Genomic DNA, 17,297 nt, shown 5'->3' with positions numbered 1-17,297 from the left:
CGCTTTTTCCTGATATTATTAAGAGCGCTGAAGCGCAACTACGTACCTAATTTGTCTGACGATAATAAAATCGCCCTGCTTATTAAGGGGGATTTAGGGATATTTGAGGAATAAATGGTAATTTAAGAACAGTGATAAACTTGATATTCATAACCATCAACAGGTGACAAGTCGCGAGATTCAATCTGACACTTTTGTGCTGCTAAATTTACGGGCGCGCGAAAATTTACTAACCACAAATCTAGCGGACGTTCCAATTGACTGAGTGTCTTGTCAAGTATCCCTGCCACAATTTCCGGCGATTCCCTTCTCTGCTTAACTAAAAGAAACTGTGGAGAATCAAAGGCTTTAATTTCCTTCTTTCCTCTTCCTTCTTCCTTCTTCCCTCTTCCTTCTTCCTTCTGACTCTTTTCCCATTCCAATCCTATCCCCATCAACTCTCCTATTTCTACATGAGTTTTTTGAGTAGTAGCAATTAACACGGGAACTTGCGAGACTTCGCGGATAATCGGAATTAACAAGTCTGGTTTGTAATATTTGCGATAGCCGAGATTGGAATTTACTGTTACACTGCTGACAAAACCCATTACTAAAATTAGCAGAACTGCTTTTTTGCCAGTAAATTCTACAGCAGGTAAATTAAACCATCGAGTTTTTATTGTAGGTGTATCATAAATAAATGCTAAGGTTGCTCCTAATAGTAATATTACTCCCGGAAAGTAGACGAAATTGTATCGAGGCCCGCGAGTTAGGTCAATTCCTAGAATGTATGCAAAGCTGAAAAATAGGAAAATTGCTCCTAGCACAAATCCGCCAAAAATAACAGTACCTAAATGAGTATCGGTGGTTTTTAAGGCATTTTTCACAGCGTTAAACAGGATGGGAAGCACCCAGATCAAAAATATTGCCATTACGATCGCAGATCCAACCACCACGGCCAGATTTGACGATTCCACCGGAAGCAGCGATATCACAGCGATCCATCCCGCCAAAGCTTGGAAAATCGGCGCAATCCAATCTACAAATGTGCGATCGCCACTGACAATCCAATTCGTGAGCTCGCTACCGTATTTATTCGACAAAAATATCGGTAGCCAAACTAAACCGCCCGCTACAGTCCCCAGCGCTACTGCAAAAAGCCGCCAGAGGATTTGAAATTGCCAAATATTCGGCTGCTGACTCTCTGAAAGCGCCAATTTTCCATGAAACTGCTGCCAGATTACAGCAATTAATGCTATGGCTTCCGCACACAAAGTCAAGGCAAAAAAGTAGTGAACCGCAATTCCCAAACAATTAACAATTATCCAAAATAGCACCGTCCAGATAGGCATTGGAGCGCGCTGTTGCAGCTTTTTTGCAGCTACTGTCAAGCAAAAAAGAGACGCAATAACTAATAAAATTGCTAAGGTATAATGGCGGGCTTCTTGAGCGAGATAAATGCCGTAGGGAGAAACTGCCATCATCGCAGCCGCACATTGACCGACTAAACGAGAATTGAACGCAAATTTGCCTAAAAGGTAGATAGCTGGAACTGAAATCACTCCTAATAATGCCGGAAGCGATCGCCCAATCCACACTAAACTATCCTCAGTCGGTGCAAACAGCCGCATCCACCAGTGGGCTACCATAAAATACACTGGCGGATGGTTGCTTTCCACCAGCAAATGCTTGAGAACATCTGCAATGCCAGCATCCGGGCCCAATTGCAGCGGTTGTAGTAGAGTCGAAAGTGCGATCGGGCGATCGATCGGCACCCCGCGAAAACTGTTGCCCAAACTAAACACCAGAGTCGAAAACTCATCCGTCCACAGCGGTTTCGAGTCCAAATTGGCAAAACGTAGCATTAGGGCGATCGCCGTCCACAGTAATAGCAACAACAGTTGTTTATGCTTAATCATTAATTCAGTCAGTTGTGTGTTGTCAGTTGTGTGTTGTCAGTTGTGTGTTGTCAGTTGTGTGTTATCAGTTGACCGCCCACTGCCCACTGCCCCATGCCCCATTCCCAATTCCCAATTCCCTAATCAACTTCCGTTACCCGCCAGCTCAGCTTCATGTTGATCCAGAAATTCCAAAGAGTCACAGCCACGATCGCAATTAAATTAGCCAAATATTCATTGATGCCAAAAACATTAAACATCAAATTAACCAGCAGCACATTCAAAATCAAACCCATCAAGCAAATTGTATTAAACTTCAACAGGCGTTTGAAACGCTGGCGATTTCCCGGTTGCCGCTTAGAAATGTCCCCAAAAGTCCACAAATCATTCCACAAAAAATTACTAATAATTGCTAATTCAGCAGCAATAATTAGACTGCGAGTCAGCTCCAAATGCAGACTATTTCGCAGCACGTACAAAACCCCCATATTGACAAACACACCGCTGAAACCCACGATGCCAAATCGCAGAAACTTACCCACTGGCCAGCGGGCAAACCGCAATATGAACAAATGTCGCAAATACTCAATATACTGTTTCCCAGTAACTTTGCTCTCGCCTTCTTTCCGCTCCTGAAATACATAACCAACTTCTCCAATCCAGCGGATATTTCCCCTACCGAGCACTTCAATCAAGATTTTGTAACCCGCAGGATTCATGGTTTGGCCGGCAATGCAACTGCGACGCACCATAAAATAGCCGCTCATTGGATCGGAAACTCTACCGACGACTCCAGGCAGTATAATCAATCCAACAGTTTGAGCGCCCCGCGACAAAAATCTCCTGACAACGCTCCAGTCGCTCACCCCGCCCTCGGCTACGTGGCGGCTCGCAGCGGCCAAATCTGCCCCCCGCTGAATTTCTGCTAAAAGCTGCAATAGCGTCTCCGGCGGATGCTGCAAGTCGGCATCGATGACACCCAAAACCTCGCCCCGAGCAGCCTGCCACCCGCGAATTACCGCTGTCGAAAGTCCACGCTCGTCTTCCCGGCGCATCACCTGCAATTGCGGATATTCGGCCGTCAGGGACAGGGCAACTTCCCAGGTGCGATCGGGGCTGTTGTCATCGACTACAATTAATTCGTAGTTGCCGGGAATGCTGCCATCAAGCAACTTGCTCAATTGTTCCACAATACTTTTGACATTCTTGCACTCGTTGTAGGTGGGAATCACCAAGGAAAAATAAATTGGCTGTGTATCTTCTGCAAAAGTTGAACCACAAGTCCCTACAGCAGGAATTTGCAAAGGCCCAGACGGCACTGGCAACAGGTGATTTGCTTCGTTGACGCTCATAGTTACCGTTTCTTAAAATGAAAAGATGTTTTTTTACGACTTTATACTTTAGAATCTGTTTCGTCCATAGTTGATTTGTTAAGATATAAAAAGCCGTTAATTTTAGTGGTGGATTTTGTGACTGAATCGGAAAATAAAACTGTTGATGCAATTCTCGATCGCGCTTTACAACTTTATAACATCTCTAGCGCAGAGGCATTGGTACTTTTGCAGCAAAGAGAGCCAGATGCGATCGCTTCTATTCAAACAACCGCTGACTTGCTCCGCCACCGACAATCAGGCGATATTGTTACTTATGTTATCAACCGCAATATTAATTTCACCAATATTTGCGAGCAGCATTGCAGTTTCTGTGCATTCCGCCGCGACGACGGAGATGAGGGCGCTTTTTGGTTGGATACAGCCCAAATTCAGGACAAGGCAACAGATGCAGTGCAGCGGGGTGCGACGGAAATTTGTATGCAGGGCGGCTTAAATCTTCAAGCAAAGCTTAATGGCGGATCTTTGCCTTATTATCTGCAATTAGTGAAAACTATTAAGGATAAATTTCCGCAGTTACACTTGCACGCTTTTTCGCCCCAAGAAATAGAATTTATTGCCAGACAAGATCGTCTTAGTTTCAGCTATGTAATTTCGGCATTGCGGGATGCGGGAGTCGGTTCGATACCTGGTACTGCGGCGGAGGTTCTCGACGATGCGGTGCGACGGGTGATTTGCCCGGAAAAACTAGATTCGGCAACTTGGCTAGAAATCGTAGGAACTGCTCACAGCTTAGGTTTGCCGACAACGAGTACGATGCTTTGCGGGCATATTGAGACGGCAGGGCAGCAGGTTTTGCATTTAGAAAAAGTGCGATCGCTCCAACAAAGTGCCATTAACAACAACTATCCAGCTCGCATCACAGAATTCATTTTACTGCCCTTTGTCGGGCAAGAAGCACCAGCCCCTTTACGCAGTCGAGTCGGCCGCGATCAACCAATTTTAGCAGATACATTGTTGCTCACCGCAGTATCGAGAATCTTCTTGGGAAATACGATTTCCAATCACCAACCGAGTTGGGTGAAATTAGGTTTAGACGGAGCTAAAGAAGCGTTAAAATGGGGTTGCAACGACATCGGCGGCACATTGATGGAAGAACACATTACCACGATGGCAGGTGCGGTTGGCGGCGGTTGTCAATCTGTAGAAGATTTGCAAAATGCGATTAGTTCTTTGGGGCGAGATTATCAGCAAAGGGATACAATTTATCGACCTGTGGGGGTTGAAAAAATGGCGCCAATAGGTATTAGGAGAAATTGAGCGATGTCTTACAGCGAGTTCACCACAATTGTCAAAGTCAAACAAGCCTTTGGATTAACAACTGTAGAAGGCCCGCGATTTCTACCGCAAATAACTCCGATCGCTCCAAGTGCAACCCTGACAGATTTTTTGGCGCACAGTTTACCCGTAGCTGTGGCGACAGGAAGTGAAAAAGCGCGATCGGAAATGATTATTACCCCCGTACTGCTCGAAGTCAGAAAGATTTTGCAGGAGAAGATTAGCTTGTTTTCGGGAGAAGACTTTACCGTAGATTTCAAACAAGGACTGAATGGAATTTGTGATTTCTTGATTAGTCGCTCTTCAGAAATGTTAGAAATTGAAGCACCAGCAGTCGCAGTTGTTGAAGCTAAAAAAGCAGATTTAAAAACAGGAATTGGACAGTGTATTGCCGAAATGGTAGCAATGCAGAAGTTTAATGAAGCGAAGGGAAAACCAATTCCTGTTGTTTATGGGAGTGTTAGCAACGGTACGCAGTGGCGATTTCTTAAATTGGAGGAAAAAACTGTATCACTGGATCTTAATGATTATGCCTTGGTTCCGCTGGAGCAAATTTTGGGAATGCTAGTTTGGATGGTACAAGATGGGTGATTAAGTGCGATCCTCTTCGAGGGCTTCGCTAACGCTCTTTTGACTCAGTTGGTAAAGTGCGATCCTCTTCGAGGGCTTCGCTAACGGACATTTAGGATTTCATTAAAAGTCAACGATCGATCGCGATTTAAAGTTTGGGACTATCGGGCGATCGCACTTTCAAATTCTTCTAGCGCTTGACAACTTCCTACCTGCAAAGCACGTTCCACTGTAGAAGGAATCAGTTTGGCGATCGCAATTCCTGGAAAATTCGGACTAATATCCGATTCTACATACTCTCCTTCTTGCAGCAAATAGATGCGAAGTCTGCCGCTGTCGTAAACCCAGACTTCTGGAACTTCAATAGCTAGATAAGCATCGATCGTAGTTTTAGAAGCTACATCCGTTTCAATTGCTAAATCCGGCGGCGGATCGTCCGGCAAAAGTCGGCGACGACTAATCATCCGCTGATAATTTAGAATATAAAAGCAAGCATCAGGTTCAATTCCCGCTGCACCTTCCCGCTTGAAAGTAGTAGAACCGAATGGTTCGTATCTTCTACCCGCAGACTTGAGTAAAATTTTGACAATATCAGAGATTAAATCTTTCGTTATTTCGCATTCTAGTAAGGAAACCGTAATTTCTAAAGTTTCTTTGCTGTAAGCAACTCGTGCCGATCGCTTTTCTCCCAATTCTTCCAAAATCGACTCGAATTCGAGCCAAGTTATATTGGGAATAGTTACGACACTACCGGGAGTAAGCTGAATCTGGCTAATAGGTTTGAGGACGGGAGCGATAACAATCATAAGCTGAATTGAGAGCTAGTTGTTAAGTTTCTGCCAAAGGCAGGCAGGATGCCTACCTCACAAGAGTTTTTGAAGATATCTGTTGAGTGTAGCACGGGCAACGAGAAGAGATGGGCGATCGCAGATTTATGATTGCTAGACATCAAAGCCAGATTTGGTATAATTAGTATTATCAGTCATTTTAAAAACCTATGACTCAAACTTTACCCAAACTCGTAAACTTCGAGGAATTTGTAGAGTCGCTACCTGAAAATGCGACGGTACGCTACGAACTGCATAATGGAGAGATTGTTGAGATGGCACAACCAGTAGGCGAACACGAGGAAGTTATCAGCTTTCTTGGCATCGAAATTCCTTATGAAATCAAACGTCTGGCATTGCCCTATGGTATCCCTCGCCAAGTGATAGTTAGACCTCCTGAAAAAGATTCTGGTTATTGCCCCGATTTGTTGGTGCTGAACCGTGCAAACCTTGTGAATGAACCATTGTGGCAAAAACAATCTGTCCTCAGTTTAGGTGCATCGATACCTTTGGCGATCGAAGTTGTGTCAACCAATTGGCGCGATGATTACTATTTGAAATATGGTGATTATGAGGAGATGGGTATCGCTGAATATTGGATTGTGGACTATGCTGCGTTGGGTGGACGCAATTTTATTGGTAATCCGAAACAGCCGACTATTTCTGTGTGTAACTTGGTTGATGGTGAATATCAAATTCTCAAGTTTCGGGAGTGCGATCGGATTGTGTCGCAAACTTTTCCCGATTTGAACCTCACAGCCAATCAGATTTTTCAAGCTGGTTTAGTGTAAGCCGATATCTTGCAAAATTATAATTGAGGTGTTTTATTCAAACGAACTCATGCAATGTGTTGAAAAAAAAAGGAATATGACACTTAACATCGCTACTTTGCTGTGAATAAAATTCTCCAATCTTTAGTGATAGTTGTTCTCTAAATCGGCGTTCTATAGCTTTGCGATCCTCATCAGATTGGCGCTCTTTACCACTCCAGCCAACGGGTGACATAATTTTTTCCCAAGAATTTTTAGCTTTTTTAATTGTGAGCAAAGCCATAATTAATTGCTGCTTGCGCGTTTCATCAGACGTATTTTCAAACTCAGTTTTCCATGAATCCTGAAGTTTATCTAAGTCCGTACAATTTAAACAATGATTTATGCGATCGAGCGCTCTATGTATGTTAAGGTTATTCTTCAAGTCTGGATCGCTACTAATTTTATCAGCCATATCCATATAAATAGTATTCAGTTGAACAGGATTATCCTGATACATCGGAGAATTAGGATAATCATCAAATACTGATTGAAGTTCAGGTGTGACAAAATATGCCTCCTTATGAATCAAGCCTGTAATCCATATCCGGTGCTGTGCTGCATTTTGTGCTTTCACCTGGGAATTTTCGTAAAGACTGCAAAAAATTGCTTCTGTATCACGAAAACTGTAATTATCAATATTAATCTTTTGCAAGTGCAAGTCTAAATCTATCATTGCAAAAAGCCGATTTGGATCTAAATACGAGTTAGTGGTAGGCTGTTCGTGTAATCTTAAAAGATTGAAATAAGTATTGATTACAGTTTCGCGATCGCCACAGTTGAAAAATTGTGGTCGTTTCTGAGTCCACCATTTTGGAACGCAAGCATTATAAAAGTTTGCATCCGGCAGTGTCTCCATGTTTTTATAAGCTTGAGGCGATTTTATACCCTCGATTGTTGAAATAACACCCTCGCAGAGAACAACAATTTTATTCTTAATTCTGCGAGATTCAAGAATCATCTTGCAATGTTCTTTTAGCTGTTTTGAATTCAGACTCATTTCTAGTATTAGGATTCTTGTTTGATTAGTTTTGGCTCGATTTCTTTAACATGAGCAGGTGTCAAAGCTTCACACAATGCGTAGGAGTGAGTTGCCAGAATATATTGATTGCTCGGTGCCCACTCTTTGAGGTCTGATATAATTTGATATTGCCAATCTGGATGAAAAGCAATTTCAACTTCATCCATCAAAACTATAGCATTTTCTATGCTCCGGGATTTGAGCCATATATAAATGCTAAGTCTTTTGAGTTCGCCGTGACTTAAATCTTCGGGATATAGTTCTATAGTCTCACCATTATGATCCAATTTAAAGTTAACTCCCGAAAAATCTTTATTTAAATTTATCCTTTTATTCCCTAACAGCAGATTTAAGTCCTTAATTAGAGTTTGATAACTGTTCCCGTAGCTACCTGTTTGTATCGCTTCTCCGAAATCGCGATCGCGAGCAGCCTCAAATGATTCAATAAGTAGCTCTACAGCAAGGAAGTCATAGGTAAACAAGCCTTGTAATTCAGATCGTGCTGATTCGAGTATACCATAATAATTATTGTCTCCGGTACTGGATTTTTTAAATAATAGTTCCCTAGATTTTTGCGGGAGAAATAAAAAAATCTGTGTCGAAGGAGCTGCTAGAAAAATTTTCTGCGATATCTTCTTTAGGAATGATTTTACTTGCTCCTGGCTTTGATTGTTAAAACGACATTTTAACTCTGTACTTGCTATAGTTGTCATATCATCTTCATCTTCAAACTTTTCAAGAGAACATATATATATGATATTATTTTCCTCATTGATATTTTCATCGTCGCCTCTATAATCATACTCTGGGGAATATTTTTCCTCTTCAAAACTAATTTGGCAATAAAATTCAAGTTTGACAATATTTTTTCCATCCCAAATATCAATGATTGCTATTTTTTTTTCTTCCCAGCCCAAAATTTTAAATCCCTGAAGCAGATTCTGTATAAACGGTTTTTTCTCGTCATCAACAGAACAGTGCAGCAATACAAAAATTAACTGCAACAGCGTACTTTTACCGCCGCCATTTTGGCTTCCCAGCGGAAAAATACTAGGAACAAAATCTTTTTCAAAAGTGATGTCTATATTTTTTAATCCCCGAAAATCAGGAACTTGAACTCGTAGCAAGTGCATAAAAAACTCCTGGTGTTGGCTGGTATTCTTTATTGAAACGCTGAGCCACAATCATTTTAGATTATAACTCACATTTTTTACTATTTTCAGGAACAGGCAAGATGCCTGTTCCACAACACATTAATAAATTCTTGTGGGGTGGGCATCTTGCCCGCCCAAAGAAACAGGCAAGATGCCTGTTCCACAATACATCAAGTTTCTTGTGGGGTGGGCATCTTGCCCGCCCCCAAAAAGACTTATCTCTCGCCGTTTTACACCTTAAACTTCTCCACAATTCGTCTCATTGCTTCCTCCACATTCTCCCGACTGTTAAACGCCGAAATACGGAAATAACCCTCGCCCGCTGCACCAAAACCAGAACCCGGTGTTCCCACCACATTGCAAGTTTCCAGCAACTTCTGAAAGAAATCCCAACTCGACAAACCATTCGGTGTTTTCACCCACACGTAAGGCGCATTTTCGCCGCCAAAAACCTCAATTCCTGCTGCTGTCAATTTCTCGCGGATAATCGCGGCATTTTCCATGTAAAAATTGACTAATGCCTGAATTTGTGCTTTGCCAGCTTCGGAATAAACCGCCTCAGCACCGCGCTGCACGATGTAAGAAACGCCGTTAAATTTAGTAGATTGGCGGCGATTCCACAACTTCCAAATTTCGACATCGGAACCGTCGGCGGCTTTTCCTGTCAAAGTTTTCGGTACGACTGTTAAGGCGCAGCGAGTACCTGTAAAACCGGCATTCTTGGAAAATGAACGAAATTCGATCGCACAATCGCGCGCCCCTTCAATCTCGTAGATGGAGTGTGGTAGGCTCGGATCGGTAATATAGGCTTCGTAGGCTGCATCGAAGAAAATAATCGAACCGTTCGCTTTAGCATAGTTTACCCAAGCTTGCAAGTGTTCCTTGGTTGCGGTTGCGCCCGTCGGATTGTTGGGGAAACACAGGTAAATTAAATCGACTTTCTTGTCTGTGGGAATTTGGGCGGTAAAATTGTTGTCTGCGGATATTGGGAGGTACACAAAACCTTCGTATTCGCCATTTTCGTTCGCATCTCCCGTGTGTCCCGCCATCACGTTCGTGTCTACGTACACCGGGTAAACTGGATCTGTAACTGCGATCGTATTATTATTGCCGAAAATATCGAGAATATTGCCGCAATCGCACTTAGAACCGTCAGAAATAAAGATTTCCGAAGCATCAATATCGCATCCCCGCGATTTGAAATCGTGCTCTGCAATTTTCTCCCTCAGCCATTCATAACCTTGTTCCGGGCCGTATCCTTTAAATGTATCCCGCGAACCCATGTCTGCTACCGCTTTCACCATCGCCTCCCGACAAGCTTCCGGTAGCGGTTCCGTCACGTCGCCAATCCCCAGCCGGATGATGGGTGCACCGGGATTCGCGTCTGCATAAGCTTTTACCCTGCGCCCGATTTCGGGAAACAGGTAGCCGGCTTTGAGTTTGAGGTAGTTGTCGTTGATAGTTGCCATAGTGCGATCGCTCTCAATGTCGTACAATAGCTTATACCATTTTAGATTTTAGATTTTAGATTTTAGATTTGAAGAATTGGATAATTGAAGAATTGAAGAATTGGGAACAATCGAGCGATATGCGAGTTTGCAGCATGGGGCCGGCAGTTGCATTCTGTTTGAAAATTGCTATTACTGCTAATTGTCTCCCTCAAGACGTAGAAAGTTCGGCAACGGATTTTACAAAGGATTAAATAAATCCCAATTGAAGTTCGATAGAAAAAATTTCCCCATCTCCCCATCTCCCCATCTCCCCATTCTCCCCATCTCCCCATTCTCCCCATCTCCCCCTCTCCCCATCTCCCCCTCTCCCCATCTCCTCCATCACAGCCATTGACAAAAAAATCAACCAGCTTGTATAATTAGATATAGTGTGCAACGCAGAACCAATTATGGATGAGATAGAGTACGCCAAACTGTGTCAAGAACTGGCGGCCATTCTGAATGAGTTTAATTTAGGTTGGGTAGTTGAACAAGTCGCCAATAGTGTAGAGATAGGTAAAGTAATTGAAGAGCGATCGCTCAAACGAAAGACACCGCTGCTCAAGATAGAAGATTATACCGCAAAAGAACAACTTTTGCTGTTAATTGCTGCTGTCGAACAAGCGACGGTGAACACTTCGGAAATGGAAGACGAGATTGCTTATTTCTTGAAAGTAGAATCGGAAACCTCTCCCCTCGGTACCAAAATTATCTTTGCCAATTCCGGCGCAAAAACAGCCCAAACCATCGAGTTTACGTCCACTTTAACAGCCCCACGCCACAAACAGGCGATCGCCCTCAAGCAATTACTCGAAAAACTGCCCTCTGAACCTAGCAACTACGCCATCAATTCTGAAATTAAGAGCAAGTTAAAAAGCTCGATCGATCCAGATTTCAACGGAGTGGCAGAACAAGCTAGAATTTTTGATGCTTACCTATTCACCATCCTGCTGAAAGCAGTTGCTAACGAAGGCGGCAACATCTATTATAACAATGTTTTAGACGACGAAACACCGAAATATTTAACGTTTAGAAAAACAGCCGGAAAAATCCACGGAACAGCACATCCATACACTCATGCTGTTGTAGAATTTCCCGACAAACCAGCCCTGGAAATTCATCTCGGAGTCAAAGTGCAAGGTAGAGCCGGAGTTCTGCACAACTGCAACGTTTTAATTCTGTACCAAAAAGAAGCGAATGTCTGCCGTTTGCTCAACCGCGAACCCCGACACTCGCAAGTAATTTTAGCGGTGAAATCTGAACACTGCACCTCGGAACTTCAACTAGAAATGGCTGGTGCTTTTATCGGATTGGCGTCAGATATTCGCTACGAAGGTGGCAGCTATTTCATTTCTAATAGTTACTCGCAACCAGTGGCAAAATTACTGACTACTGCGCGCAAAAAATGGGAACACAATATCTTTCCTAGGGCCACAAACGATGTTCACAGGCTGATGTACTCATTTCAAACTATCTTTAAAGACTTTAAGGCTAGAAACTAAGATTGGGGAATAGGGCATAGGGCATGGGGCATAGGGCATGGGGCATGGGGCATAGGTAATTTGTTATTTGTTGTTTGTGATTATAAAAACTACTAACTGCTAACCGCTAACCGCTAACTATGCCGGGTACATCTGGTTTTTGAAGCCTGAAGAAGCATGACCGCATATAAGTTATTAGTTATAATCCCATATTCACGGAGGTCATGCGAGAGTCCCTACGAATATATTTGCCTTGCGCCAGATGCACCCACTATGCCCAATGCCCAATGCCCTGTTTGCCCTATGCCCTATTCCCAATTCCCCATGCCCAATCCCCAATATAATTTATGATGTTTCGAGTACCAGAACTTTACGAATAATGTTCAAGAAAGATAAATCTTCCCTGCTGTTTACGATCGGAGCCGCCACACTTCTGATCGGTTTAGGTATCCTCGCATACTCGATCGTCATTTCCCGAGGCCCCGCCAAAGATTTGCCAGCGGGAGCCGTCGTTGTTCCCCAAGATGCGATGATGGCTCTATCCATCACTACCGATGAATCGCAGTGGAATAGGCTGCGAGAATTTGGTACGCCGGAGTCAAAAGCTTCGTTTGAAAGGTTTTTAAGCGAATTGCGCGATCGCCTCCTGACAAGCAACGGTTACGCCTACCAGCAAGACATTCAGCCTTGGGTGGGTAACACGGTAATGGTGGCGTTTCTCCGCAACAAAACAGCGATACCAGTTCCCCCGCGCGCGCCCAACGCGCCCCCACCTCAGCCAATTCAGCAGTCAGTAGCAATTATCCTGCCCATCTCCAACCCGATTAAAGCCAAAGAATTATTAGCAAAACCCAGACCCCTCAACCAAGGAAAAATGGTTGAGCGCAATTACAAAGGAGTGCAAGTTACAGAAACTCAAGGTATACCCGATCGCAATTTCTCAGTCGCGGTACTCGGAACAAACTATCTAGCAGTCACCACAGATCCCACCGCCACAGACAGAATAATTGACACCTACAAAGGCGAACCATCCCTCGCAAAAACTCCTGGCTATGGAGACGCCATCCAACAAATTAAGGATGTCGGTGCCTTCGGTCAAATCTACGTGAATATGCCCGTTGCAGCAGCCTTTACAGCCGCCAACTCATCCCGCGAAATTTCGGTAGAAAACCTGGAAAAACTGCAACAAAATCAAGGATTTGCCACCACAGCGACGCTGGATGCAGACGGAATTGGATTCAAATCAATCTCTTGGCTAAAACCAGATTCTACTACTCGTATAGCAGTGGAAAATAATGCTCTAAAAATGGCTAATCGCCTGCCAAACAATACAATCATGATGGTATCGGGCGGTAACTTGCAGCGTTTGTGGCAAGACTACGTATTGGGATCTGATGCTAACCCGCTTGCACCGATTAATCCTCAAGTTTTGCGTACTGGTTTAAAATCGACTACTGGCCAGGATTTAGATAAAGATTTCATCAACTGGATGGCGGGAGAATTTTCTTTATCATTAATACCAGCCCCCGCGCAGAATCCGAAAGACAAATTTGCTGCTGGATTTGTATTTATGGTGGAAACAAACAACCGCGGCGCCGCTAACAAATCCCTGAAACAGCTTGATGAAATGATGAAAAATAAGCAGTATAGAGTTGAGGAAATTCAAGTTGGCGGTCAACCTGCGACTCAATGGAAATCGCCGTTTGGAGGGATTACTGTAACTCGCGGCTGGATGAAGGATGTGCTGTTTATCACAGTAGGAGCACCCGTGGTGGACGCGATCGTTCCGGCGCCGACAAGTCCGCTTTTAAGTAGCGAATTGTTCCAAAAAACTGTACGATCGCAACTTAAGCCTCACAACGGCAATTTTTTCATCGACACCGAGAGTGCGTTTAACCCGAAAAACCTGGCTTTGCCGGAGTTTCCTCCCAACCAAAAAATCTGGATAGATGCCACGCGGTCGATCGGCATTACAGCGGCCGTGATTGGCGATCGTACCACCCGCTACGACGCTTTTGTCGGTCTCAAAAAATCCGACCAATCGACTCCTTCACCAAAGCCCTCACCGAATCCATCTTCACCGAGTTCACCTTCACCGAGTTCATCGTCACCGAGTTCACCTTCACCGAGTTCACCTTCACCGAGTTCACCTTCACCGAGCTCATCCTCACCAAGCCCTGATTCACCCAGTCCCTCGCCCACCGTCCAAACTTCACCGAATTAACTCTTAAATCCTGCCAAAAATCCGCTATGACAGCCCCTTAAACAGCAAAATGGCGATCGATTAAAACCGAAAAGCAGCAGATCGAAACCGACAATAGTGGATTTGATTTTAAGAGGAAAAGTGAGCCGGATTTAAGTTGTTTTACGTCACCAAACCTCACACCAAGAAACCGCCAAACCCGGTTTATAAAAAAAACCGGGTTGCAGCAAGCAAACTCTAAAAAATTGGCTTGTAGCCCAAGGAAGAAAGAAGAAGCAATAACATTCCGGGACACACACCAACCTTCAAACCTTAAGATGAGGTACGTTGTTGGGCTTCAGCCCTCTTAGTGGAACTGGTTATATAAGCTATGAGTCATACCTCATCTTTTTGAGAAAGGCTATACTTTTTCTTGTCATAATTTTCGTTACAGGCTATCGTGGAGATAGCTTTGTTGTTTTTGAACCGAGGAAAGCAAAGATGTTTGACCAGAAATTTTCCCGATCGCTCTTGGACGCAGAACCTAATTTTTAACCCCATCCTTCGTTGAAAGTCTTAATAAGAGTAAAAAAAAATCGGTTAATCGGCGTCGGAGTGGGTCTAAAATGCCGTTTTTTTGAGTGTATCATGTGGCAGATGTATAGTCTAGGTATTGCGAGTTATATTGAGAGTGTAAAGAAGATATAGCCTTTCTCAAAAAAATGAGGTATGACTGACAGCTTATATAACCGCTTAAACCAAGAGAGTCCAAGCCCAACAACGTCCGCGAATCTTTGTGATAGCCGCTATACGTTATTGTTGCGACCTATTAAAAATTAAACCCTTTAAAACTATGAAAAACCCCAAGAATCTTCAAATACCGGCTAAATTAATGTCAAGAAAAAGAATTGGCAAACTGGCACTTTATGTGCAAATAGTCTTGATAAATATTTACTTTTTGCAAGCAAAAGCCGAAGCTCAAATTGTGCCAGCGAACGATGGAACTGGCACTAAAGTCACTCCCACCCCAAGCGGAACTCCTACACCGCAAACTCGCTTCGACATTGAAGGCGGACAATTATCGAACGACAAACAAAATCTCTTCCACAGTTTTACACAATTCGGTTTGTCGCCAAATCAGATAGCCAACTTTATCTCAAATCCCAGCATTCGCAACATTTTAGGCCGCATCAATGGCGGTAGCCCTTCGATTATTAACGGCTCAATTCAATTAACCGGCGGTAATGCTAACTTGTTTCTGATGAATCCCTCGGGCATCATATTTGGCAACAGTGCCAGCTTAAATGTGCCGGCTTCTTTCACAGCAACCACGGCTACCGGTATTGGATTTGGTTCTAATTCGTTTAACGCGATCGGTACTAACACCTACACATCTCTGACGGGCACGCCCAATTCCTTTGCTTTTGGAGCCGATCGAGCTGGGGCAATTGTCAACACAGCCGACTTAGCAGTCAAGTCAGGGCAGAACTTAACTTTGCTTGGCGGCACCGTTGTCAGCACAGGCAATCTTTCGGCACCGGGCGGTAAAATTACCGTTGCGTCAGTCACCGGGACAAATTTAGTGCGCGTCAGTCAGGGAGATAGTTTGCTGAGTTTGGACATCCAGCCGTCGTCAGCGACAAGCAGCCCTGGAACAGCAGTCGCATCCTTGCCGGAACTGCTGACAGGGGTCGGTCAAACCAATGCTACAGGAATCAGCGTCAATGCAAGCGGTCAATTGGTACTTACAGCATCTAACCGAATAGTAGCTGCGGGGGATGTTGCAGTCAAAGGTGCCAGCGCTCGATCGATCCAAATTCAAGCAGCCAACACCCTTGCAGCCAGCGGCAACCTGACGAGTACACAAGGTGCGATCGTCCTACAAGCCAGCAGCGACATTAGCACTCTCGCCCTCAACTCCAACTCCACCACCGCAGCAGGTGGCAACATCACCGTCACCAGCCGTACAGGAAAAGTAGAGACCGGCAATATCAACGCAGGCTCGATCGACAAAACCAGCAACGCCGGAGACGTTAGTATTGCAGCCTCAAGCAGCATTCAAACAGGCTTCATAGACGCCAACTCCGAAGAAAAAAAAGGCGGCCAAGTCACCCTCAAGGCCAGCAATGACATTGAAGTAACCCGTATCAACACCCAAGGGCGAACAGCCGGAGGAAATATTAACATTTCAGCCGGCCGTTATTTCCGAGCTACAGGTACTTTTACCTGCTTGGCGCAAGCTTGTAGCATTGCCGCGGCCGCGACTGGTAGCGCGAATGGTGGAGATATCACCATTAGCCACGGTGGTCAAGCCTCAAACACTATTTTCGGCGTCGGGCCCAACTATAACAGCTTGAACGGTACTGCTGGCAGCATTGCCACTGGGAGCGACAAGAAGGAAAATGTTATTGCATCCGGAAGTTTTCCCAGCTCAAAGACTCAGATCGTACAGCCGACGCAAATTAATATCACAACTTCTTCAACCTCGCCGACGCCGACTCCGGCACCGACTCCTGCACCGACTCCTGCACCGACTCCTGCACCGACTCCTGCACCGACTCCCGAACCAACCCCTGCACCGACTCCTGCACCGACTCCTGCACCGACGCCCGCACCGACTCCTGCACCGACTCCCGAACCAACTCCGGCGCCAACTCCGGCGCCAACCCCTGCACCGACTCCTGCACCGACTCCCGAACCAACTCCGGCACCAGCACCTGCACCGACGCCCGCACCGACTCCGGCACCGACACCCGCACCGACTCCGGCACCGACACCCAACCCTCCGCCAGCACCCAGGCGAACTCCTGCACCCGCACCGACACCCGCACCAGTACCCGCGCCAGCACCTGCACCGACACCCGCACCCGCACCCGCACCTGCGCCAGCACCTGCGCCAGCACCAGCACCAGCACCCGCACCTGCACCTGGGCAGACAATTACTGAACCCAGCGTACCAGTATCAAATTTGTCACCAGCGCCGACAATTACTCAAAATCCATCGCCAACAATTACTCAAAATCCAGCGCCGAACTCGAATTTGTCACCAGCGCCGACAATTACTCAAAATCCAGCGCCGATATCAAATTTGTCACCAGCACCAACGATTACTCAAAATCCAGCGCCGAACTCGAATTTGTCACCAGCGCCGACAATTACTCAAAATCCAGCGCCGATATCGAATTTGTCACCAGCGCCGACAATTACTCAAAATCCA

The 17,297-nt window shown here is 45.0% G+C and carries 13 protein-coding genes; 7 read left to right on the top strand and 6 right to left on the bottom strand.

What is annotated here, in order from left to right; translation table 11 throughout:
* Positions 1-122: 122 nt before the first annotated feature.
* Together JGK14_RS06355 and JGK14_RS06350 are read right to left on the bottom strand one after the other, a co-directional pair.
* On the bottom strand, positions 123-1,898 hold the full coding sequence (locus JGK14_RS06355) for a glycosyltransferase family 39 protein (protein ID WP_293226179.1): 1,776 nt from the start codon (positions 1,896-1,898) through the stop codon (positions 123-125).
* A 119-nt stretch (positions 1,899-2,017) separates the two neighbouring features.
* Positions 2,018-3,229, bottom strand: a complete 1,212-nt coding sequence (locus tag JGK14_RS06350) for a glycosyltransferase (RefSeq protein WP_293193442.1) — start codon at positions 3,227-3,229, stop codon at positions 2,018-2,020.
* Positions 3,230-3,346: 117 nt separating this feature from the next.
* Here JGK14_RS06350 and cofH point away from each other — a divergent pair, with 117 nt between their 5' ends.
* Positions 3,347-4,528 carry a 7,8-didemethyl-8-hydroxy-5-deazariboflavin synthase subunit CofH gene (gene cofH, locus JGK14_RS06345; protein WP_293174446.1) on the top strand — a complete coding sequence of 394 codons (1,182 nt, stop codon included), beginning with the start codon at positions 3,347-3,349 and terminating at the stop codon, positions 4,526-4,528.
* Positions 4,529-4,531: 3 nt separating this feature from the next.
* Positions 4,532-5,137, top strand: coding sequence for a hypothetical protein (locus tag JGK14_RS06340; protein ID WP_293174443.1), 606 nt, complete (start codon positions 4,532-4,534; stop codon positions 5,135-5,137).
* A gap of 140 nt (positions 5,138-5,277) precedes the next feature.
* Here the strand turns inward: JGK14_RS06340 and JGK14_RS06335 are convergent, their stop codons facing one another.
* Entirely contained in the window at positions 5,278-5,922 is a 645-nt protein-coding gene (locus JGK14_RS06335) for a Uma2 family endonuclease (RefSeq protein ID WP_293193443.1), read from the bottom strand.
* 191 nt (positions 5,923-6,113) lie between these two features.
* Here JGK14_RS06335 and JGK14_RS06330 point away from each other — a divergent pair, with 191 nt between their 5' ends.
* Positions 6,114-6,734 carry a Uma2 family endonuclease gene (locus JGK14_RS06330; RefSeq protein ID WP_293195639.1) on the top strand — a complete coding sequence of 207 codons (621 nt, stop codon included), beginning with the start codon at positions 6,114-6,116 and terminating at the stop codon, positions 6,732-6,734.
* A gap of 37 nt (positions 6,735-6,771) precedes the next feature.
* Here the strand turns inward: JGK14_RS06330 and JGK14_RS06325 are convergent, their stop codons facing one another.
* From JGK14_RS06325 to JGK14_RS06315, 3 genes are all read right to left on the bottom strand, one after another.
* On the bottom strand, positions 6,772-7,752 hold the full coding sequence (locus JGK14_RS06325; protein WP_293312542.1) for a hypothetical protein: 981 nt from the start codon (positions 7,750-7,752) through the stop codon (positions 6,772-6,774).
* A gap of 8 nt (positions 7,753-7,760) precedes the next feature.
* On the bottom strand, positions 7,761-8,906 hold the full coding sequence (locus JGK14_RS06320) for an AAA family ATPase (protein ID WP_293312544.1): 1,146 nt from the start codon (positions 8,904-8,906) through the stop codon (positions 7,761-7,763).
* A 251-nt stretch (positions 8,907-9,157) separates the two neighbouring features.
* Entirely contained in the window at positions 9,158-10,396 is a 1,239-nt protein-coding gene (locus tag JGK14_RS06315; RefSeq protein ID WP_325314886.1) for an LL-diaminopimelate aminotransferase, read from the bottom strand.
* 68 nt (positions 10,397-10,464) lie between these two features.
* Between JGK14_RS06315 and JGK14_RS06310 the strand changes: the two genes are divergently transcribed.
* From JGK14_RS06310 to JGK14_RS06295, 4 genes are all read left to right on the top strand, one after another.
* Positions 10,465-10,629, top strand: coding sequence for a hypothetical protein (locus JGK14_RS06310; protein ID WP_293174425.1), 165 nt, complete (start codon positions 10,465-10,467; stop codon positions 10,627-10,629).
* A 198-nt stretch (positions 10,630-10,827) separates the two neighbouring features.
* Positions 10,828-11,919, top strand: coding sequence for a hypothetical protein (locus JGK14_RS06305; RefSeq protein ID WP_293208088.1), 1,092 nt, complete (start codon positions 10,828-10,830; stop codon positions 11,917-11,919).
* Positions 11,920-12,277: 358 nt separating this feature from the next.
* Positions 12,278-14,122, top strand: a complete 1,845-nt coding sequence (locus JGK14_RS06300; protein ID WP_325314863.1) for a DUF3352 domain-containing protein — start codon at positions 12,278-12,280, stop codon at positions 14,120-14,122.
* A gap of 811 nt (positions 14,123-14,933) precedes the next feature.
* Positions 14,934-17,297, top strand: a 2,364-nt coding sequence (locus tag JGK14_RS06295) for a two-partner secretion domain-containing protein (RefSeq protein ID WP_325314862.1), incomplete at its 3' end; no start/stop codon positions are given.

It is taken from the genome of Microcoleus sp. PH2017_28_MFU_U_A (assembly GCF_020738035.1).
Classification (GTDB): Bacteria; Cyanobacteriota; Cyanobacteriia; order Cyanobacteriales; family Microcoleaceae; genus Microcoleus.
Note: the sequence above shows the minus strand (reverse complement) of the source record. Positions and strands in the feature narration are given on the sequence as shown.

Excerpts from the sequence above, each read along its gene's own strand:
- JGK14_RS06355 (WP_293226179.1), bottom strand. The coding sequence starts at position 1,898 with ATGATTAAGCATAAACAACTGTTGTTGCTATTACTGTGGACGGCGATC.
- JGK14_RS06350 (WP_293193442.1), bottom strand. The coding sequence starts at position 3,229 with ATGAGCGTCAACGAAGCAAATCACCTGTTGCCAGTGCCGTCTGGGCCT.
- JGK14_RS06340 (WP_293174443.1), top strand. The coding sequence starts at position 4,532 with ATGTCTTACAGCGAGTTCACCACAATTGTCAAAGTCAAACAAGCCTTT.
- JGK14_RS06335 (WP_293193443.1), bottom strand. The coding sequence starts at position 5,922 with ATGATTGTTATCGCTCCCGTCCTCAAACCTATTAGCCAGATTCAGCTT.
- JGK14_RS06330 (WP_293195639.1), top strand. The coding sequence starts at position 6,114 with ATGACTCAAACTTTACCCAAACTCGTAAACTTCGAGGAATTTGTAGAG.
- JGK14_RS06325 (WP_293312542.1), bottom strand. The coding sequence starts at position 7,752 with ATGAGTCTGAATTCAAAACAGCTAAAAGAACATTGCAAGATGATTCTT.
- JGK14_RS06320 (WP_293312544.1), bottom strand. The coding sequence starts at position 8,906 with ATGCACTTGCTACGAGTTCAAGTTCCTGATTTTCGGGGATTAAAAAAT.
- JGK14_RS06315 (WP_325314886.1), bottom strand. The coding sequence starts at position 10,396 with ATGGCAACTATCAACGACAACTACCTCAAACTCAAAGCCGGCTACCTG.
- JGK14_RS06305 (WP_293208088.1), top strand. The coding sequence starts at position 10,828 with ATGGATGAGATAGAGTACGCCAAACTGTGTCAAGAACTGGCGGCCATT.
- JGK14_RS06300 (WP_325314863.1), top strand. The coding sequence starts at position 12,278 with ATGTTCAAGAAAGATAAATCTTCCCTGCTGTTTACGATCGGAGCCGCC.